Consider the following 18,315-nt stretch of genomic DNA (forward strand, 5'->3'; position numbering starts at 1 on the left):
TTGAGCTATAATCCCTTTTTTGAAATTTTAACCTTGGACTAAGAATTTGAAAATAGCGTTTTTTGACTCGGGCATCGGCGGGCTAAGCGTGCTAGCCGAGGCTCTGCGGCGGTTTAGCGGGGCGGAGTTTTTGTATTTTGCCGACGAGGATCACGTCCCATATGGCACGAAAAGTAGGGCCGAGATCGTGCGGCTGAGCCTCGATGCCGTCGGGTTTCTGGTCGCACGCGGCGCGGACGCGGTCGTCGTTGCTTGCAATACCGCCACGAGCGCGGCTATTTCGGAGCTTCGCGGCGCATTTAGCGTGCCCGTCATCGGCATGGAGCCCGCCGTCAAGCTCGCCGCGGACAGCTTCGGCGCGCGCCCGACGCTGCTCATCGCCACGCCGCTAACGATCGCCGGCGAAAAGCTCGCGCGCCTCGTGGGGCGGCTGGAGTGCGAGACGTGGAGCCTGCCGCTACCTCGCCTCGTGGAGTTTGCGCAGGATTTGGAGTTTGACTCGCCTGTGGTTCGGGCGTATCTGCGGGAGGAACTAGCTAAATTTGAGCTTGAGCGCCTCGGTTCGCTCGTGCTTGGTTGCACGCATTTTAACTATTTTAAGGACGTTTTGCGCGAAATTTTGCCGTCTCACGTACGCATCATCGACGGCATAGACGGCACGCTAAATCGCCTTGCAAGCGAGCTGGGTGGAGGGCTAAAGCTTGCAAGCGACGAGGATTTGTGGGTGCAAACGGCTAAATTTAACGCGAGCAGCGAGAGCATAAAAGGCAAGAACAAGCGGGGCGTAGAAAGTCGCGATAATAGGGGCGGCGGGCGTGACACAGAAAGTTGCGGCGAGAGCAAGCCCGATATGATAGAGCAAGGTATGAGCAGACTTCGTGCAGTGTCGTGCGGCACCATAAAAAACGGCGTAGTGGGGTATGATGAGTTTTCTAACGCGGATGAGCGCGGCTGCGGCATGGATACTTCGCGCGACATAAAATCGCAGGTTTGTGCGGATAAATTTGACGCAGACGGCGATATAAAATTTAACGCAAATTCGCAAACGGGCAAGCTGGGCGCAATCCGCGAACGCGACGGTAAGCTGGCGGGCAATGCTCGCGGCGTAGAGCAGTGCGACGAAGACAAATGCCGCATGTCGCCACGCGCCGTAAATGCGAATTCACAGTTCAAGCTTTATTCTCGAGGCGGCGCGGATTTGTCCTTAGAATTTGAGCCGCGAAGCGAAGAGGCGGGTATTTCGCGTGTGAATTATCCAAACGGCAACAGCGTGGAGTATTTTTGCTCGGGCAGGGCGCTAAATGCGGCGCAGTTGCGCAAGGTGGAGATATTTTTAAAGCGGCTCGATGCGATGCGAGCAATCGACTAAGCTACGCGTCCGTGCGTCGTAGATCCGTAGCGCAGGTTGGAATTCCAGTGCGTCATAAATCACGTCAAATTAAAATTCCTGTTCATCGCGGATCGTACTACGCGACTTAAAATTTAGATACGTGGTGGATTGCTCTGCGCAAGTTAAAATTTTGATGCGCTATAAATCGCAGCGCAGACTCAAAATTTCGCCGTTTCGTAAATCGCGCCGCATAGACTAAAATTTCGGCGCGCTAAAAAATTTAACTCGGCTTGATGATTTAGAAGCAGCTTCGCAACAGCATGTGAGCAATGGCACCTAGCCGTCGTCCGGTGCGCGAAAGTTAAAATTTTACGGGGCAAATGCTGCCTTCCGCTGTCCGGCACATAAATTTAAAATTTAACGCACAACGCCGCCGTACGACTTGAAGCAGCATAGGGCGAGAAAGACGCCGTCGCTTCTTTGAATTTAATAGCGTAAGCCGAGATCGCCGTATGTTAGGAGTTGCCTCGCGCCGCACGAATTATCGCCGCCGAGTGAAATTTAGACTAGCCACGCGGCGTAAATTTTAAAATGATTAAATTTCAAGGCGCCGCGCAGCCCGCAAATCTTTTCTGCGCCAGCCAAAAACTTGCAGGCTTTAAATTTGAAATTCCAAAATCCGTAAAGCAAGATTTCGCGCCGTATCGTTTCGCGGGCGAGATTTATACCGCAAAATTCAGCGCTGCGCAGAGTCTAATTTACCCTGCACCGAAGGCGCAGAGTAAATTAAAATGTATTAATAGGGGAATAATTTATTGCAATTTTAATCTAATTAATCTTTCAGCCCCCTCTTGGCTCTTTGTTGTTTTACAAATTCTTTACCCATCATTTTCTGTTGATCAGCATAAAATTCTACGATTTCCTTAGCGTTCACGCAATTTTTATAGGAGTTGCTTCCGTCCTTTAAAGTATTGAAATCACACTTCGCTAAAACCTCTTTGGCTTCGTCAAGATGAGCGTCGTAATACTCCTTGGTCTTTACCTCAGTATCGTCACCGCAACCAACTAATAAAGCAGCTAACACCCCCCCAGAGGAACATTTTGGGATTTTTCATTTCATTCTCCTTGTTTGAAATTTATCGGTATTTTACTACCCGTTTACTTTAAAAATTTTAAATTGCAGGCGCACGCGCCGTTTTAACGCGGCTAGTTAAAATTCAGCTTTTAAAATTTACTCGCGTTTTTTGAAATTTCATTTTAAAATTTTACTAGCGCGACGAAATTTTACAGAGTAAAATTCCGCAAGGCAGATTAGAATTTCGCCCAGTAGAATTCCGCATCGCTGCGGAATTCAAAATTTAAAAGCAAATTTAAAATTTGCGGGAGCTACTCCTCTATCTTTTTACCTGCAAATCGCACGAGCGCCCACGTAACGGCAAGCCCCATCGGCAGCGCGATCCAGACGCTAAGCCCTAGCGCTACGGGAAGATAGCCTGCCACTACGGCGACCGCGCCGACGGATAGAGCGTAAGGCATCTGCGTCTTTACGTGCTCGATATGATCGCAGCCCGCACCCATCGACGAAAGGATCGTGGTGTCCGAAATCGGCGAGCAGTGATCGCCGAAAATCGCGCCGGTTAGCACGCCAGAGATATTTACGATCATATAGGCGTGAAGCGCGTCGCCCGAAAGCCCGTAGTGTAGCCCCACGGCGTTTGCCAAAGGTATGGCTAGCGGCATTAGAATTCCCATCGTGCCGTAGCTCGTGCCCGTCGAAAAGCTAATGAACGAGCCCAGCACGAAAATCGCTACCGGCAGCAAGAATTTCGGCGTGTTTTGACTTAGCATATCGACTAGATAACGCGACGTGCCGAGCTCCTTGACGACTGAGCTGAGCGACCAGGCAAGCAGCAAGATCACGATCGTGACGATCATCGTCTTCCACCCCTTGATCCACGTAGAGATCGCCTCTCTGACGTCAAAAATTTTGCGGTAAACGCTCATAAATATAGACACGACCGTAGCAAGAAGCGCTGCTTGAAAAAGTGCAACCGACGAGTTTGCGTTGCCGAAGGTTGCCTGAAGCGTCGCAAAGCTTAGCGGAGAGGCTTTTGCGGCCGCGAGGGCATCGCCCTCAAGCTTGCTTAACCCGCTAAAATAAAAGCTCGCAAACGCACCGCAGATTAGCACTATAAGCGGGATAACGGCGTTTGAAGCTTGCGGCTTGATCCCCTCTTTGGGCTCTAGCGTTTTATCTTCTAGCTCGGCGATGTTAGAATTTTTGGAGTGAATTTCGCCCGCCGCAGCGCGCCTCTCGGCCGAAAGCATCGGTCCGAAATCCCTGCGCATGAACGCCACGTAAAGCACGAAAGCGAGCATGAAAAGATTGTAGAAGCGATACGGCATGGTTTGCACGAAGATCGAGAAGGCGTTTACGTTTTGCGCGCCGATCTGATCATACCCCGCTCTTATCAGAGAGACTTCAAGACCTACCCAGGTAGAAATTAGCGCGATACCCGCAATCGGCGCGGCGGTAGCGTCGATGATGAAGGCGAGCTTTTCGCGGCTAACTCTAAATTTATCGGTGATTGGCCGCATGACTGGGCCTACGAGCAGGGCATTTGCGTAGTCGTCAAAAAATATGAAAAGACCCATAACCCATGTTGAAATTTGCGCTGAGATGCCAGTTTTGGCGCGCTTGCTAATCCAAAGCGCCACGGCTTTCGTGCCGCCCGTCCTGCTAATCAGAGCGACCACGCCGCCGATACAAAGTACCTGCAAAAGCACGCCCGCGTTGCCTTTGCTAGCCATAGAGCCTACCACGCGCGAGACCAGATCCGTAAAGCTGCCCACAAGCGCGGAGATCGGATTGTTGCCGACGACTGCAAGCATATAGGTGCCGCTAAAAACGCCGATGAAAAGCGATAAAATCACCTCTTTGGTAATAAAGGCAAGCGCGATCGCCACGACGGGCGGCACCAGCGTCCAGATGCCGAATAGCTCGGCATTATGCTGCCTGGTCGCGTCATCCACCGCAAACGCGGCAACCGATAAAAACATTAGTAATATAATTTTTTTCATTTTCTCGCCTTAAAATTTAATGCTTCTCGATAAAAAGCCCAGCCCAGCTCTGCTGCGTCGCCATCGCCTCTACGACGTTGATATTGACTCGGTGCGGCATCGCTAGGCAGCTTAGCACGATCTGCGCGATATCCTCTGGCAGGATCGCATCGACCCCCTCATACACGGCCGCAGCACGCGCTACGTCGCCTTTAAAGCGCACCTCGCTAAACTCGCTCTTACAGATTCCAGGAGCGATCTCCGTCACGCGGATGCCGGTGCCGCGCAAGTCGTTGCGGATATTACGGCTAAACTGCTTGATAAACGCCTTGCTCGCGCCGTAAACGTGGCTACCCGGATAGGGCCATGTGCCCGCAGTCGAGCCAAGATTGAAGATATAGCCGCTTTTGCGCGCGATCATCAGCGGCAGCACCGCCTTGGTCGAATACAGCACGCCTTTGATATTCGTATCGACCATCGTCTCCAAATCCTCTACGGGCGTCTGCGCGATCCCCTCAAGTCCGAGCGCAAGGCCCGCGTTATTTACGAGCACCTCGACGTCTTTGAAATTTTCAGGCAGCGCGCTTACGGCATCAAACACCGCAGCTTTATCGCGAATGTCCGCGGCGATAATGTGCGTATTGCCTAGCTCGCCGGCTAGCTTCTGTAGCCGCTCCTTGCGCCGCCCGAGTGCTATGATCTTATAGCCCTGCGCGCTAAGCGCCCTAGCGATCGCCTCGCCAAAGCCGCTCGTAGCGCCCGTGATGAATGCCGTATTTTTCATATGATCTCCTTTGCGTAAAATTTTAAATTTAGCGCAATGATAACGCAAAACGGATTTAGAATTTATGAAATTTGTTCTTGCGGCACTGGTGCGGATGAAATAATACGAAGACATTGGGCGTACTTCGAGCGCGCACGAGCTCGCGATAGGCAGCGGATTCGGCGAGCGCACGGGCTAAATTAAAATTTTGCGTCGTTTGTTTGTCGCGGTTTGCTATAATTACCTAAATTTAGGAAAAAGGCAAATGAGCAAATTTATACGATTTATCCTCGTTAGTATCTGTGTTTGCGCCATTTATGCGGGTCTGAAATATGCTTTTATGCTCTTTATCACGTGGCTCATGTTTAGTGGGATATATTTTGATGGACCGGGTACGCTGCTCGCCATACCGCTCACGTTTCTAAGCTCATCGGTTATATTTGATTATTATTGTATTGCGCTGGGTTCTCATCTACTCTTTTTATCGCTACTTAAAGGGCGCGACGTGAAAACGCGGTGGATTTTACCTTTATTTTTTCTCATAACGCTCGCGTTTTGTAGTTTTTGCGTCTTAATCGGGCACGAAGATTATCAGCGCATAAACGCGCTTTTTGCACTCTTGCTTATCTCTCCTTTTACGCTCATCGCATACGCCATCGTTACGACCGTAATCCTTGCCAAAAATAAAATTTCGGATTATTATCCGATCTTAGTCGTGATAATTTTTGTGCCCATTCATGCCGCCAGCATAGGGATATGGGGATTAGAACGGATATATTTTGGAGTATTTCTAAACGCGACGATACTGGGGATTTTTTATTTCACGGCGAAAATCGGGCGCGTAAATTTGATCGCACACAGACCCACACCTGACAAAACGCAAAATTCTAAAGACCGCGTTATCAAAACGATACAAAGCAACGCGGCATTTTTAAACGACGATATTTTAAAGAAGCACTAAATTTTATCCTTTTTAGGAATTCTAAATGGCACTTTCGTCGCGCGCTACAAGCTTATCTGCTTCCCGATAGATCTGAGCTTTACCGACAAAACCTTCAAAAACTGCGCCGTTTTGCCTCTTGATACATCGACGTCGCTTTTTGATCAAATTTATATCCAGCGTGATCTTATCATTTTTGATCACGCCGATACCCTTGTTTAGCACGTTTTGCGCAATCTGTTAGCTTCAGCTGGCGAGTGCATCGCGAAGGTGCCGCACTAAAATTTATTCAGCTGAGTATCCTTTTGAGAGCCTACGCCCAAAATATCCTTCATACTTGCGCTTCACGCCATCGCGACGGTAAGGTTTAGTTTCAATAGCGACTAGCTCCAATAAAATTCCATCTGTCACGCACAAAGTCTTTTGCGTTTTTCGATTTAGAATTTGGGTTGTGAGAATTCCATTCGTCGTTTATGGATACTCAGAATAAATATTGTGGCTATATTATACGTGTAGAACGAGATAAAATTTACAGCCCTCAGGCGCAGCAAAATCAGCACGCCCCGTTTTACAAATGGCAAAATAAAGCGCGTTAGAATCGGCCTTCACTTGAAATTTTATTTAAAAAGTAAATCGGATTTTAGCTTGGAATAAACCTGCTCGCCTTTTAGCTCGCGGACGATTTGCAGCGCGAATTCCATCGCAGTAGCGGGACCTTTCGAAGTCATTATATTTTGATCTTTTACGACATTCGCCGAATTCGTATAGCCTGGGTGAGCGATCTGATTTTCAAAGCCTGGATAACAAGTGTAAGAGCTTTTTAGCACACCCGCGGTGGCTAGTGCCCATGGAGCGGCACATATTGCGCCAATTTTTGTGTTATTTGCATCGAAATCGCGCAGTACTTGCCCCAGCCTCTCGCTCTTTGCCAAATTTTCGGCTCCAGGCAAGCCGCCAGGCAAAACGATCATATCAAATTCCGAAACTTTTATATCGTCTAAAATTTCATCGGCGATCATCTCTACGCCGTGCGCACCACAGACGCATTTCTTATCCAGCCCCACGGATGCTGCATCGATCTCCGCGCGGCGCAAAATATCGATCAAACTTACCGCCTCGATCTCTTCAAAACCGTTTGCCAAAACGATCGCTACTTTCATCTACGCTCCTTTATTTTAGGTATGAGCCCTGCTCGCTCGGGGCGGTCGAAATTTCAGTATTCGTACTCCTACTAGACGAGCTATCGTATAGGAACGAATCGTCGCCTTTTAGATAAGCAATAATGTAGCCTAGTTCCGTAGCACTCGTCTTTGCGGCGATAGACTGCATGATATTTTTCATCTTGCCGCCATAGCTTAGATCTGTGGTGTATTGCGAAATCGCCATTGCGATCTCCTTACCGCTTAGATCTTTGATCTTACGAGACGCGCCGTAAGCTCGCTTCTGCCCGCTTTCACCGTGGCATGAAGCGCACTTCTCAGCAAAGATAGCTCCACCTCTTTCTTTTAAAAAATTTATATTTCGATTTACCTTGCCGCTATGGGTTTTACTGCCTGCGACCGGAGCGTTTTTGTAGATATTTACAGTTACATTTTCATCTTTAGAATGCTTTTCGATCAGGGATTTTAGCTCTTTGGCAAACTCACCTTTGGCTTCGAATACATACGTGTCATCGCTTGCTTTATCCGCAGCATTTAAATTAAAGGCAAAAAAACATGCTAAAAAAGAAATTTTAAAAATTTTCATAGAAAACCTTGATTTAAAATTTAAAAAGGGCGAAGCAAAAGCTTCGCCCTAATTTTACCCGTATAAGGTAAATAATTAGAAGCTGTATTTAGCCTCAAATCTGATGCGATCTTTTTTCTCATCAAGACCACCAGCAGCATCGTCAATCTTATAATGAGAATACCAAGTTTTAAAGCTTAGCTTTTCATTATATTTATAAGAAATTCTACCTACTACCTCATATGCATTATCGCCATCTGCTTTACCGTCTAGGTAATCAGCGCCGATTCTTATACCAGTATCAGGGATAGTATAGCCTGCTACTACATACCAGTAGTGGTTCTCGCCAGTAAAGTTTCTATAATCTAGTAACTCTTCACCTGGGCTGATGAAAGAGCCTTGATCTTCAAAAGATACAAAAGAAACTTTATCTTTATCATCAGGTTCAAATTTTAAATAACCTGCAGCTAAATCAACGCCAAAGAAACCAGCATTAGCTTCTGCAGCCCAGAAATCTGCATCACTAGCACCCGCATCTTTATAATCACCGTCAAAATCAGAGAATGCATACTGACCTTTTACGCCAAGATTAAAATCATCAGAGATATCAAAGTTTAGAGCTAACTCTGCGGCGAAAAGCTGTGCTACGTCCTCTAGAGCATTATACCATAGCTGGAAAGACACTGGATCGTATGAGCCCATAAATCCTATACCGTATAGATTATGATCAGTAGTTAGTTTATTATCTACCGCTGCGCCCCAATCAAGGCTTGAAATATCTCCATCATTCTCTAAAGAATCCATCCAAAAGCCGCTAATTGTCAAGCCCTCGATATCGGTGCTAGTAATCTTAACACCGTCTCCATACATATCATCGGTAAAGAACGAACCTATGCCCTGACGACCGACTGCAATAGTGGTACCGCCGATAGTGTATCCTAAATAAGCTTTAGCGATATCGAAATCAGAATCTTTGTCGCTTGGATTTTGTGCACCATGATATTGGCTATTTGAAGAAGAAAGCGACTCGCCATTATCTCTATCCAAGAACCTAACGCCCACTACTCCAAAGAAGTTATCATCGATTTTAGCTTTGAAATCTACTTCTGATTTAAATTCCCAAACGCCCTTATTGCTATTTGTTTCATTTTTAAGGTGATCATGGGTATATCGCATACGAGCGTATCCGTTTAGATCCACGTCCTTGATAGCTTCCTCTAACGGAACAGCACTTGCACTCATAGCAAGAGCACCTGCAGCGACTGCTGCCGCTAAACTAAGTTTAACTAGTTTCATTTTGAACTCCTTTAAAAGTTTGTAAGCGCAATAGTAGCACAAAATGACAAATTATATGCTTAAAATATGCTGAAAAATACTAAAATTTTACCAAATTGTTACCGAGCATTTACCGAAAATCCAAATTTAACGGGCATAAAAAAAGCGAGACCCACACAGGTCTCGCCGATTATTGAAAGGAGTTCTAATTTCGATGTGGGGATTATATCAGGCTGCGGTAAACAGACGGCAACACCTCTTTCATGCGGGAGAAATTTGATAAAATTTTACGATACAAAATTTTATGAATGAAATTTCAAGACACAAAATTTGCAAAGCGTGGGTTTTAAAAATATCTACGCGACATCTTATCGGCGGAGAATACGGCACTTAGAACGAGCAGTGCGCGAAAAACTACGAGAAAGAAAATTTATAAGAATTTCGCAATCAAAATTCTAGCGCCAGCTGTATTTCTATAATATAAAATTTACGGACAAAATGGCACTATGCAGCAAGGAATTTTAAGCGCGAAAGCAAGTGGATATGAAATGCTAACCGAGCCATATAAGCAAGATGTGCAGCGCAGAATTTTGTGAAATATAAAATTCCACAACTTATAAAATATAAAATTTATGCAGGCAATCGCATAAAGAATCAGCGGACTTTAAAGTGCAAGCAAATCGCGCAAGTCCACTAGATTAAAAACAGAAACCATTGCCTTCATAAGAGTAGAGAGCAAACACAAAAAGCGTTCATCACGAATTAAAAAGCAGGCACGCCTACCTTAAAAGGCGCAGCGACTAAAAATCGCGTAGGATTAAAAGCTGATATTTTCGCTCTCTGGTACGGCAATAGCGTCGTTTTTATGCATTTGTTTGGTCTCGATTTTGCCGATGTCGTAAGCACGTGGAGCGGCAGAGCCTGCCTTACGCGAGATGATTCGCATATCGGTAATAGCGCCTGAAGCGGTACTTATGTAGGCAGTATCTCCCGCAGCCGCATAATATCTGCTTGCGTGAGCGGTGTAGAGCTCGCCGCTGGATAGGTCTTTAAACGTATAGACGTAAGCTGTGGAGCTTTGGCGAGTGTAGTTTACGATCTCGGATTTGAGCGAGCGTAAGTTGCCTGCAGGCGTCGGAGCGGTGCTTACGGCGCAGCCTACGAAGCCAAGAGCCAAAAGTGCGGAAAATATGAAATTTTTCATTCAGTATCCTTATTTGCAAAATTTAAACTTTTAGATTAGTAGGTTTGGGCTTAAAGTTTGCTTTTTTTGAATGCAGCCAGAATAGAATTTGAGTGAATTCTTGGCCGTTTTATTTAAAGCAATTCCTTCCACCTAGCTATCAGCAAAAGTTCTAATCCCATCAAGGATATTTAATAAAATTTGAAATTTTGCCCGATTCATATATGCGGAATTCGGGTCTTGGTATATGGAATTCGTAGCTCGATAACCAAGAACTTCGGTCCATGACTCTTATTTTGCCGTAATCTCTATACGATGCGCAAAAAGCTGTCATACCAAAAATTTTATGAGCAAAAAGGATAGAAAAGAAAGAGGCAAAAAATAAGGACGCAAAAAAAGGAGAAGGGAAAGAAACTCTTTCCCTCTCTCTCTTTTTTTCCATTACCTCTTAATTATTACTCTTTCTTACCCTTCTTGCCCCTCTTACCTTTAGCCTTAGACGATCCCCCTTCTTTAGCTTCGTCTTTCAACTTAGCCGTAGAGCTTTTTACTTTACCATCCTCATTCATAGCCTTATCCATGCTATCATCCATTTTCTCTTGCATCTTTTCTGATTTGGCATTTGCCTTAGCCTTAGTGGATTTTACGGTATCTTTGGCTTTTTTACTTGCTTTTTTCTTGGCAGATTTTAGATCGCTTATGTCGGTCTGTCCGCTTACGGCAAGATCATCTTTAATAAGCTCAAATCTCTTATCGCCTATGCCTTTAATGTTTTTGATATCCTCGATATCTTTAAATTTATTATCCTTGCGGTAATCTATGATAGCCTGAGCTTTTGCCTCTCCGATACCGGGAAGTGCCATAAGCTCTTCTTTGCTCGCGGTGTTTAAATTTACTGCTGCTAGCATAAATGCAGGAAGCGATAGAAATAGTGCGGATTTAAATAGGTTTTTCATTAAAAGTCCTTTGAGGTTGAGATATTTGTATTGCCAAATAAAACGTCTATTAGCATTGAGGCTTTTGCATACCTATCCAATGTCTATGCTTTAGAATGGATATACCGCCCATAGCTATTACGCCACCTTGCAATACGGTAAGGATTATATTTGCAGCAGGCTTAAAGGGAGATAAAATTTAAGTGGATATATTGAAATTTTATCTGCTTCGATCGTTTTATTAAATAAATACGTTAAATTTTAGCTTGATCTTAAAAAGCAGATAGGCACGGATAAAGCTAGATAGATTAAATTTAATAGCGCCTTTTTTGCTTCCTCTTTGGAGACCGAAAAGGATAAAGCTAGATATATTAAATTTAATACCGCAAGCATTGAAACGGGATTTGGATTTAAATCATGCAAAAGACTAAGCGGCGATATTTATGAAATTTAGTCCTACCTTACCGCGCACGGAGGCTTTTTACGTGCGAGACTATACGCATATGGCGACGGGATACTGGTGCTGTGAAAGGCACGGATACTTTACGTACAAAGCTATACGAGCAATCTTAATAAAATTTAGCTGCATTCGTAAGCTTGCTTTTGTAGGACATGCTTTTTCTTGGCTTGATTTTTAATAGGGTTTTATCTGCTTATAGAACGTTTCATTATATTAAGTAACAGTGCTTGCCAAGCTTTATTTGGCATCTAGTTTAAATTATACGAAAGCTTTATAAGCGCCGGCGGCTTTATAATTTAGATATAAAAGCGCGGTAATGTATTAAAAACGAACGAACGTATAAATCATAAATGAGGCTTGTAGAGGTTAGAAATAAAGATCGCGCCATAGAAGTTAAAAAGCAAACGCAACAGGACAGTATTAAAAACGATACGAACAAGCAAGTATTATAGAAAAATTTCAATCCGTATCATTTTTCGCTCAATATAAGTCAAATTTAATGCAGAGTTTTGAGATTTTGTATTGTGGCGGAGAGCTAGATTTAAAATTTGTATTTGCAGAAGGTTCTAAAATTCTAAAAAGGCTATGGAATTTTAAATTTATCAAGCAATATTTATTGGCTAAAAAAGCGATAAGCTAAAGATGCCGGAATAGAATTTAAATTGAAAATTGTATGGAAAGTTATGAGATTCTAACAAAGCCTGCAGCGACCTACTTTCCCCGTCCGAGTAACGGATAGTATCATCAGCCAGGACGAGCTTAGCTTCTTGGTTCGAGATGGAGCAAGGCGTTTCCTCGTCTGTATAGCCACAGGCAGTGTTAAATAAGAGATTGCTTTTATTGTTTGATAGTAATATTATATACTGCGAATACGTTACGAGCTTTAGCCGCGTAGCGCATGAGCTGCTTTACTCGTTCCTGTCTATTCGCCTCATATTTAAAAATACTTCGTAATCTAACTTGGATTAATCATAGATTACGGATATCTTTTATAATCTCTTATTTAACACTGCGTTCATCGTTAAAGTCAGATCTTGTTTTATAAAAACAAAGGTTGATAAGGTATAGTAAAAATTTACTATTTCGAATTGAGAACTAATTTTTTGCTAGGCGAGGCAAACGAGCAAAGACGAAGGAGCATACGTATGGTATGTGACCGAAGTCTGCAGCGAAGTTTAACGAAGCATAGTGAAAAATTAGGAATCAATTTTATCCTTAACAAGGAAGTAATGCTTAAAAGATAAGCAAACGAGCTATTAGTACCGGTCAGCTAAAGGACTTTCATCCATTACACATCCGGCCTATCAAACTAGTAGTCTACTAGAGCTCTTAAAAGAAGATTCATCTTGGAGTCGGCTTCGAGCTTAGATGCTTTCAGCTCTTATCGCATCCCGACTTAGCTACCCGGCGGTGCTCTTGGCAGAACAACCGGTACACCAGTGGTCGGTTCAACCCGGTCCTCTCGTACTAGGGTCAACTCTCCTCAATCTTCTTACGCCCACGGCAGATAGGGACCGAACTGTCTCACGACGTTCTGAACCCAGCTCGCGTACCGCTTTAATGGGCGAACAGCCCAACCCTTGGGACCGACTACAGCCCCAGGATGCGATGAGCCGACATCGAGGTGCCAAACCTCCCCGTCGATGTGAGCTCTTGGGGGAGATCAGCCTGTTATCCCCGGGGTACCTTTTATCCTTTGAGCGATGGCCCTTCCACACAGAACCACCGGATCACTAAGACCGACTTTCGTCTCTGCTCGACGTGTATGTCTCGCAGTTAAGCTGGCTTTTGCCTTTATACTCTACAAGCGATTTCCAACCGCTTTGAGCCAACCTTTGTAAGCCTCCGTTACATTTTGGGAGGCGACCGCCCCAGTCAAACTACCCACCAGACATTGTCCTACCTAAGGATAACTTAGGCTAGTTAGCTACCCGAATAAAGAAGAGTGGTATCTCAACAATGGCTCATCGTAAACCGAGATCTACGACTCAAAGCCTCCCACCTATCCTGCGCATCTTTATCCAAGTAGCAGTGTCAAGCTATAGTAAAGGTCCACGGGGTCTTTCCGTCTTGCCGCGGGTAGGAGGAATTTTCACCTCCACTACAATTTCACTGGATCCCTCTTTGAGACAGCTCCCATCTCGTTACGCCATTCATGCAGGTCGGTATTTAACCGACAAGGAATTTCGCTACCTTAGGACCGTTATAGTTACGGCCGCCGTTTACTCGGGCTTCGATCAGACGCTTTGCGTAAGCTAACATCATCAATTAACCTTCGAGCACCGGGCAGGCGTCACACCCTATACATCCTCTTACGAGTTAGCAGAGTGCTGTGTTTATGGTAAACAGTCGGGAGGGACTCTTTGTTGTAACCTTCTTCGCCTACGAAGTAAATTCTTAACGAAGCTAGGCACACCTTATACCGAAGATACGGTGCTATTTTGCAGAGTTCCTTAAAGAGAGTTCTTCCACGCGCCTTAGAATACTCATCCCACCCACCTGTGTCGGTTTACGGTACGGGCGATATCAGCTAAACTTAGAAACTTTTCTCGGCTCGATAGTATCATGGATTCTTCATCTACTCCGAAGAGCGTCAGAAGCCTTTCAGATCTCGGATAAAGAGTTACGGATTTGCCTATAACTCAACCTACTTCCTTAGACTAGCACTTCCATCCGCTAGCTCCACTAACTTTAAGCGTCCTTCCGTCGCACACTGATATCGGTATCGGAATATTAACCGATTTTCCATCGCATACCCCTTTCGGACTTTGCTTAGGACCCGACTAACCCTACGATGACGAGCATCGCGTAGGAAACCTTGGGTTTACGGCGAATACGATTCTCACGTATTTTATCGCTACTCATGCCTGCATGCTCACTTCCAACCGCTCCACCGCTCCTTACCGGTACGGCTTCGACGCTGATTGGAACGCTCTCCTACCACTTGCACTTAATGATTTATACTTTTCTTAGGCTTGTCTCTTTGCTTTATACTTCGTTGAATTTTAAAATTCTAAGAAATTTAAAATTTATAAAATTTTAGATTAAGACATTTAGTTCAAATTTGAACTCAAGATGGCGCAGGATTTTCAAAGAAACATTTTTGCTTTCGCAAAAAGCGCTTCACTTGTTTTGAGATGGATTTAAATGTTACGACGTAAAAATAAAGCGGAGCGAACTATAGTTCGTGAGCATTTATTTTTACGAGCTCATTTAAAGACGCTCAAAAGCCAAGCCAAGTATAAATGATTAAGTGCAAGTCTAAAGCTTCGGTACTCATTTTAGCCCCGTTATATTTTCCGCGCAAAATCACTAGACCAGTGAGCTATTACGCTATCTTTAAAGGATGGCTGCTTCTAAGCCAACCTCCTGGTTGTTTCAGTAACTTCACATCGTTTTCCACTTAAATGAGATTTGGGGACCTTAGCTGTTAGTCCGGGTTGTTTCCCTCTTGACGACGGATTTTATCACTCGCCGCCTGACTGCCGTGGTTACGCTATAAGTATTCGGAGTTTGATAGGGTTTGGTACATTGGTGTATGCCCTAGCCCATTCAGTGCTCTACCCCTTATAACTACTACACGACGCTATACCTCAATATATTTCGGAGAGAACCAGCTATCACGATGTTTGATTGGCCTTTCACCCCTATCCACAAGTCATCCGGAGCCTTTTCAACGGCCGTCGGTTGGGTCCTCCACCGGCTCTTACACCGGCTTCAACCTGCTCATGGATAGATCACATCGTTTCGGGTCTGCAGCATCTGACTAATCGCCCTATTAAGACTCGCTTTCGCTACGGCTCCGGGTTTCCTTAACCTCGCCAGACACCACAACTCGCAGGCTCATTATGCAAAAGGCAGTCCATCACACTGCTATACTCATTAAAACTAATCGCTAATCGTTACTTCTAAAATTTAGACCATAAAATTCTACTTGTGTCATTTATGATGAATTTTATTAGATTTAAAATTTAGAATTTCAAATGCGCAGGATTTTTAGATGATTTTTTATGAAACAAGGCAAGGCTAGCCAGATTCGGCTGCCGCAGTCGCAGTTTCATAAAAAAGGGCTAAAAAGCCAAGCTGGATTAATTTTAAAGAGTATAGCATAGTGCTCTGAATGATTGTAAGCAAACGGTTTCAGGTTCTATTTCACTCGGCTCACCGCCGTTCTTTTCACCTTTCCCTCACGGTACTTGTACGCTATCGGTCTAGTAGTAGTATTTAGGGTTGGATCGTGGTCGACCCGGCTTCAGACAGGATTTCACGTGTCCCGTCCTACTCAGGATACCGCTAAGTAAGGATGTGATTTCATATACGGGAGTATCACCCTCTATGCCTAACCTTTCCAGATTGTTCTATTATCAGATCCTAGTCTATGTTGCGGTCCTACAACCCCACTAGTAAACTAGTGGTTTGCCCTCTTACGCGTTCGCTCGCCGCTACTGGCGTAATCTCTATTGATTTCTCTTCCTGCGGGTACTTAGATGTTTCAGTTCCCCGCGTTGGCCCCATTAATGGTAACACATATCGCTATGTATTGGGTTGCCCCATTCAGAAATTCCCGGATCAAAGCCCCTTGACGGCTCCCCGAGACTTATCGCAGTCTGGCACGTCTTTCATCGCCTCTACTAGCCAAGGCATCCACCGTTCGCTCTTAGTAGCTTACCTTTTTTAGTACTTCTCACAAGAGCAAAGCTCTTGCTCCGACGGGGAGCGCAAGCGCTCCCTCGACCCACCTAAAGCACAGCAACGCTTTCGGCGTTGCTGTAAAATTTCCATTGAAGCAAATTCTAAAGCTTGATTTTGGATCATAATCGGTAAAGAAGTTATTAGATTTATTTATATATTCTAATTCGCATTACTTCCTTGCTAAAGATAAAATCGATCTAACTAAGCATTTGGTCTACGGATAAGAGCTTTTAAATATACCCTATCCTTATAAAAACCGATGCGTTAAATTTATTCTATAGTATTTGATTAACTCGAATTAAGACGGAAAGAGATCAAACTTATAAAGTAAGTTAAGCTCTATAAGCGTGTATTGATCTTAGCTTTTAGCTTTGGATAACATAATAAGGCTAAAGGCTTGGCATCACTTCGAATAACCAAAGCTTTAACAAGTCCTGTAAAATTGTTTTATTAAAACTAAAATCAAGAAAAATTTTATTAAAATAAAAATTAAAATAAAAAAATATTAATCAAAATCATAAAATATTTGAATTTGTTTAGAATATTGACAAATATACATATATGTGATATAAATAACTGTCTAATAGAGACGCCCCATCTCTACATTTAGACTTCTTTCATACAAAAAAAACGAGCACACGGCTCGTTTTTTAATATATAAACATTGAATCTCCAAAGCTGTAAAATCTATATTTTTCTCTTATAGCTTCATGGTAGGCATCAAATACAAATTTTTTCCCTCCAAAAGCTGATATAAGCATTATTAAAGTGGATTTAGGCAGATGAAAGTTAGTAATTATCGCATCCACTATTTTAAACTTATAATCTCCATAAATAAATATGCTCGTTTCACTTTCTCCTGAAACAAGCTTCCCCTCTTCATTAATCGAAGATTCAAGTGTCCTTACAGAAGTAGTTCCCACTGCAATGACTCTGTTTCCTTTTTTCTTTGCATCATTTACAATTTTAACTGTTTCTTCAGGCACTTTATATTTTTCACTATCTCATGAAAAAGTTATTCTCTGTTATAGCGCTTTTGGTGAGTATATCTGCCATGAGTCAGCAAAATGTATTCTTTGATCGTAATTTTTGGAACGAAAACACTACTATCAGCCAAGTAAAAACTGCCATAGAAGCAGGCAATAGCCCTTCGGCTCTCAATGAAGCTGCTTTTGATGCGCCTTCTTTAGCTATTCTTGGCAAAGTGCCTACCCCCACAGCTATCTATCTGATAGAACAACAGGGCAACAGCGTGACAAAAACCACCCATGACGGACGTACTTATCTCTTTTGGGCAGCAAGCGCTGGGATTGTAGAACTCATCCACTACCTATTGGAACAAGGTAGTGATATTCATGCCAAGGACAGCAAAGGCTATACCCCTATTACCTTTGCAGCGCTCTTCGGCAATACGAATCCTAAGCTATATGAAGCTTTCTTTAGGGCTGGAATAGACCCTAAAGCAAAATATGACCAAGGGGAAACAATTCTAATGAAGGCTATTGCCTTCGATGATGACAAACTCTCTCTTACTCAATACTTTGTAAGTAAAGGTCTCAAGCTCAAAGAAACAAGCCTTAGTGGGGCTACTGCCTTTGACTATGCTGCTCGAAAAGGCAATGTAAACTTGCTTAAGACCTTGCGTAAGAAGGTAAAAGCCACCCCCCAAGCCTTACCTATGGCAGCTGAAGGAGTAGTGCGCCAGCCCAATAATCCCATCGAAGTATATCAATATTTGATTGAGAACCAGAAAATTTCTGCTAATGCTACCGATTATAAGAGTGCCACAGCGCTACACTACTTAGCACGTCGTCAAGACCTGCCTGCTGCTCTCTATCTTATAGAAAAAGGAGCTACTACCGATGTTACGGATAAGGATGGGAACACCTGCCTTATGAATGCTTGCTATGGGAATAACTTGGAGCTAGTAAAGCTCTTAGATAAGAACAAAG

The 18,315-nt window shown here is 44.0% G+C and carries 10 protein-coding genes, 2 rRNA genes and 3 pseudogenes; 3 read left to right on the forward strand and 12 right to left on the reverse strand.

The window, feature by feature from the left end; all coding sequences use genetic code 11:
• Positions 1-46: 46 nt before the first annotated feature.
• Positions 47-685 (forward strand): annotated as a pseudogene (murI, locus tag Q0174_RS00345) (glutamate racemase); the annotation flags it as partial.
• Positions 686-2,162: 1,477 nt separating this feature from the next.
• Here the strand turns inward: murI and Q0174_RS00350 are convergent.
• The 3 genes from Q0174_RS00350 to Q0174_RS00360 all read right to left on the reverse strand — a co-directional run bounded on the left by Q0174_RS00350 (position 2,163) and on the right by Q0174_RS00360 (position 5,174).
• Positions 2,163-2,414, reverse strand: coding sequence for an EexN family lipoprotein (locus Q0174_RS00350; RefSeq protein WP_298040839.1), 252 nt, complete (start codon positions 2,412-2,414; stop codon positions 2,163-2,165).
• Between the two features lie 302 nt (positions 2,415-2,716).
• Positions 2,717-4,411, reverse strand: a complete 1,695-nt coding sequence (locus Q0174_RS00355) for a Na+/H+ antiporter NhaC family protein (RefSeq protein ID WP_298040841.1) — start codon at positions 4,409-4,411, stop codon at positions 2,717-2,719.
• A 16-nt stretch (positions 4,412-4,427) separates the two neighbouring features.
• On the reverse strand, positions 4,428-5,174 hold the full coding sequence (locus Q0174_RS00360; RefSeq protein WP_298040843.1) for an SDR family NAD(P)-dependent oxidoreductase: 747 nt from the start codon (positions 5,172-5,174) through the stop codon (positions 4,428-4,430).
• A 244-nt stretch (positions 5,175-5,418) separates the two neighbouring features.
• Here Q0174_RS00360 and Q0174_RS00365 point away from each other — a divergent pair, with 244 nt between their 5' ends.
• Entirely contained in the window at positions 5,419-6,114 is a 696-nt protein-coding gene (locus tag Q0174_RS00365) for a hypothetical protein (protein ID WP_298040845.1), read from the forward strand.
• Between the two features lie 21 nt (positions 6,115-6,135).
• Here the strand turns inward: Q0174_RS00365 and Q0174_RS00370 are convergent, their stop codons facing one another.
• From Q0174_RS00370 to Q0174_RS00410, 9 genes and pseudogenes are all read right to left on the reverse strand, one after another.
• The gene (locus Q0174_RS00370; RefSeq protein ID WP_298040847.1) at positions 6,136-6,297 is read right to left on the reverse strand and encodes a hypothetical protein; all 162 of its coding nucleotides are present in this window, start codon (positions 6,295-6,297) and stop codon (positions 6,136-6,138) included.
• Positions 6,298-6,710: 413 nt separating this feature from the next.
• Positions 6,711-7,253 carry a DJ-1 family glyoxalase III gene (locus Q0174_RS00375; protein ID WP_298040849.1) on the reverse strand — a complete coding sequence of 181 codons (543 nt, stop codon included), beginning with the start codon at positions 7,251-7,253 and terminating at the stop codon, positions 6,711-6,713.
• Positions 7,254-7,263: 10 nt separating this feature from the next.
• A complete protein-coding gene (locus tag Q0174_RS00380) occupies positions 7,264-7,839 on the reverse strand; it encodes a cytochrome c (RefSeq protein ID WP_298040851.1) in 576 nt (191 codons plus the stop codon).
• Positions 7,840-7,914: 75 nt separating this feature from the next.
• Positions 7,915-9,114 (reverse strand): OprD family outer membrane porin, encoded by a 1,200-nt coding sequence (locus Q0174_RS00385; RefSeq protein WP_297960598.1) that lies wholly within the window; start codon positions 9,112-9,114, stop codon positions 7,915-7,917.
• Between the two features lie 796 nt (positions 9,115-9,910).
• Positions 9,911-10,297 (reverse strand): hypothetical protein, encoded by a 387-nt coding sequence (locus Q0174_RS00390; protein WP_298040853.1) that lies wholly within the window; start codon positions 10,295-10,297, stop codon positions 9,911-9,913.
• A 695-nt stretch (positions 10,298-10,992) separates the two neighbouring features.
• Positions 10,993-11,232: pseudogene (locus Q0174_RS00395) on the reverse strand (helix-hairpin-helix domain-containing protein); the annotation flags it as partial.
• 1,137 nt (positions 11,233-12,369) lie between these two features.
• A 5S ribosomal RNA gene (gene rrf, locus Q0174_RS00400) occupies positions 12,370-12,486 on the reverse strand.
• A 421-nt stretch (positions 12,487-12,907) separates the two neighbouring features.
• Positions 12,908-16,342: ribosomal RNA gene (locus Q0174_RS00405) — 23S ribosomal RNA — on the reverse strand.
• A gap of 671 nt (positions 16,343-17,013) precedes the next feature.
• A pseudogene (locus Q0174_RS00410) lies at positions 17,014-17,352 on the reverse strand (S-adenosylmethionine:tRNA ribosyltransferase-isomerase); the annotation flags it as partial.
• Between the two features lie 65 nt (positions 17,353-17,417).
• On the opposite strand from Q0174_RS00410, the gene Q0174_RS00415 reads away from it, so the two are divergent.
• Positions 17,418-18,315, forward strand: an 898-nt coding sequence (locus Q0174_RS00415; RefSeq protein WP_298040855.1) for an ankyrin repeat domain-containing protein, incomplete at its 3' end; no start/stop codon positions are given.

The organism is uncultured Campylobacter sp. (assembly GCF_937996225.1).
GTDB lineage: Bacteria > Campylobacterota > Campylobacteria > Campylobacterales > Campylobacteraceae > Campylobacter_B.

Bases quoted from the DNA above. Each gene is read 5' to 3' on its own strand.
- Q0174_RS00375 (WP_298040849.1), bottom strand. From the start codon at position 7,253: ATGAAAGTAGCGATCGTTTTGGCAAACGGTTTTGAAGAGATCGAGGCG.
- Q0174_RS00380 (WP_298040851.1), bottom strand. From the start codon at position 7,839: ATGAAAATTTTTAAAATTTCTTTTTTAGCATGTTTTTTTGCCTTTAAT.
- Q0174_RS00360 (WP_298040843.1), bottom strand. From the start codon at position 5,174: ATGAAAAATACGGCATTCATCACGGGCGCTACGAGCGGCTTTGGCGAG.
- Q0174_RS00365 (WP_298040845.1), top strand. From the start codon at position 5,419: ATGAGCAAATTTATACGATTTATCCTCGTTAGTATCTGTGTTTGCGCC.
- Q0174_RS00390 (WP_298040853.1), bottom strand. From the start codon at position 10,297: ATGAAAAATTTCATATTTTCCGCACTTTTGGCTCTTGGCTTCGTAGGC.
- Q0174_RS00355 (WP_298040841.1), bottom strand. From the start codon at position 4,411: ATGAAAAAAATTATATTACTAATGTTTTTATCGGTTGCCGCGTTTGCG.
- Q0174_RS00385 (WP_297960598.1), bottom strand. From the start codon at position 9,114: ATGAAACTAGTTAAACTTAGTTTAGCGGCAGCAGTCGCTGCAGGTGCT.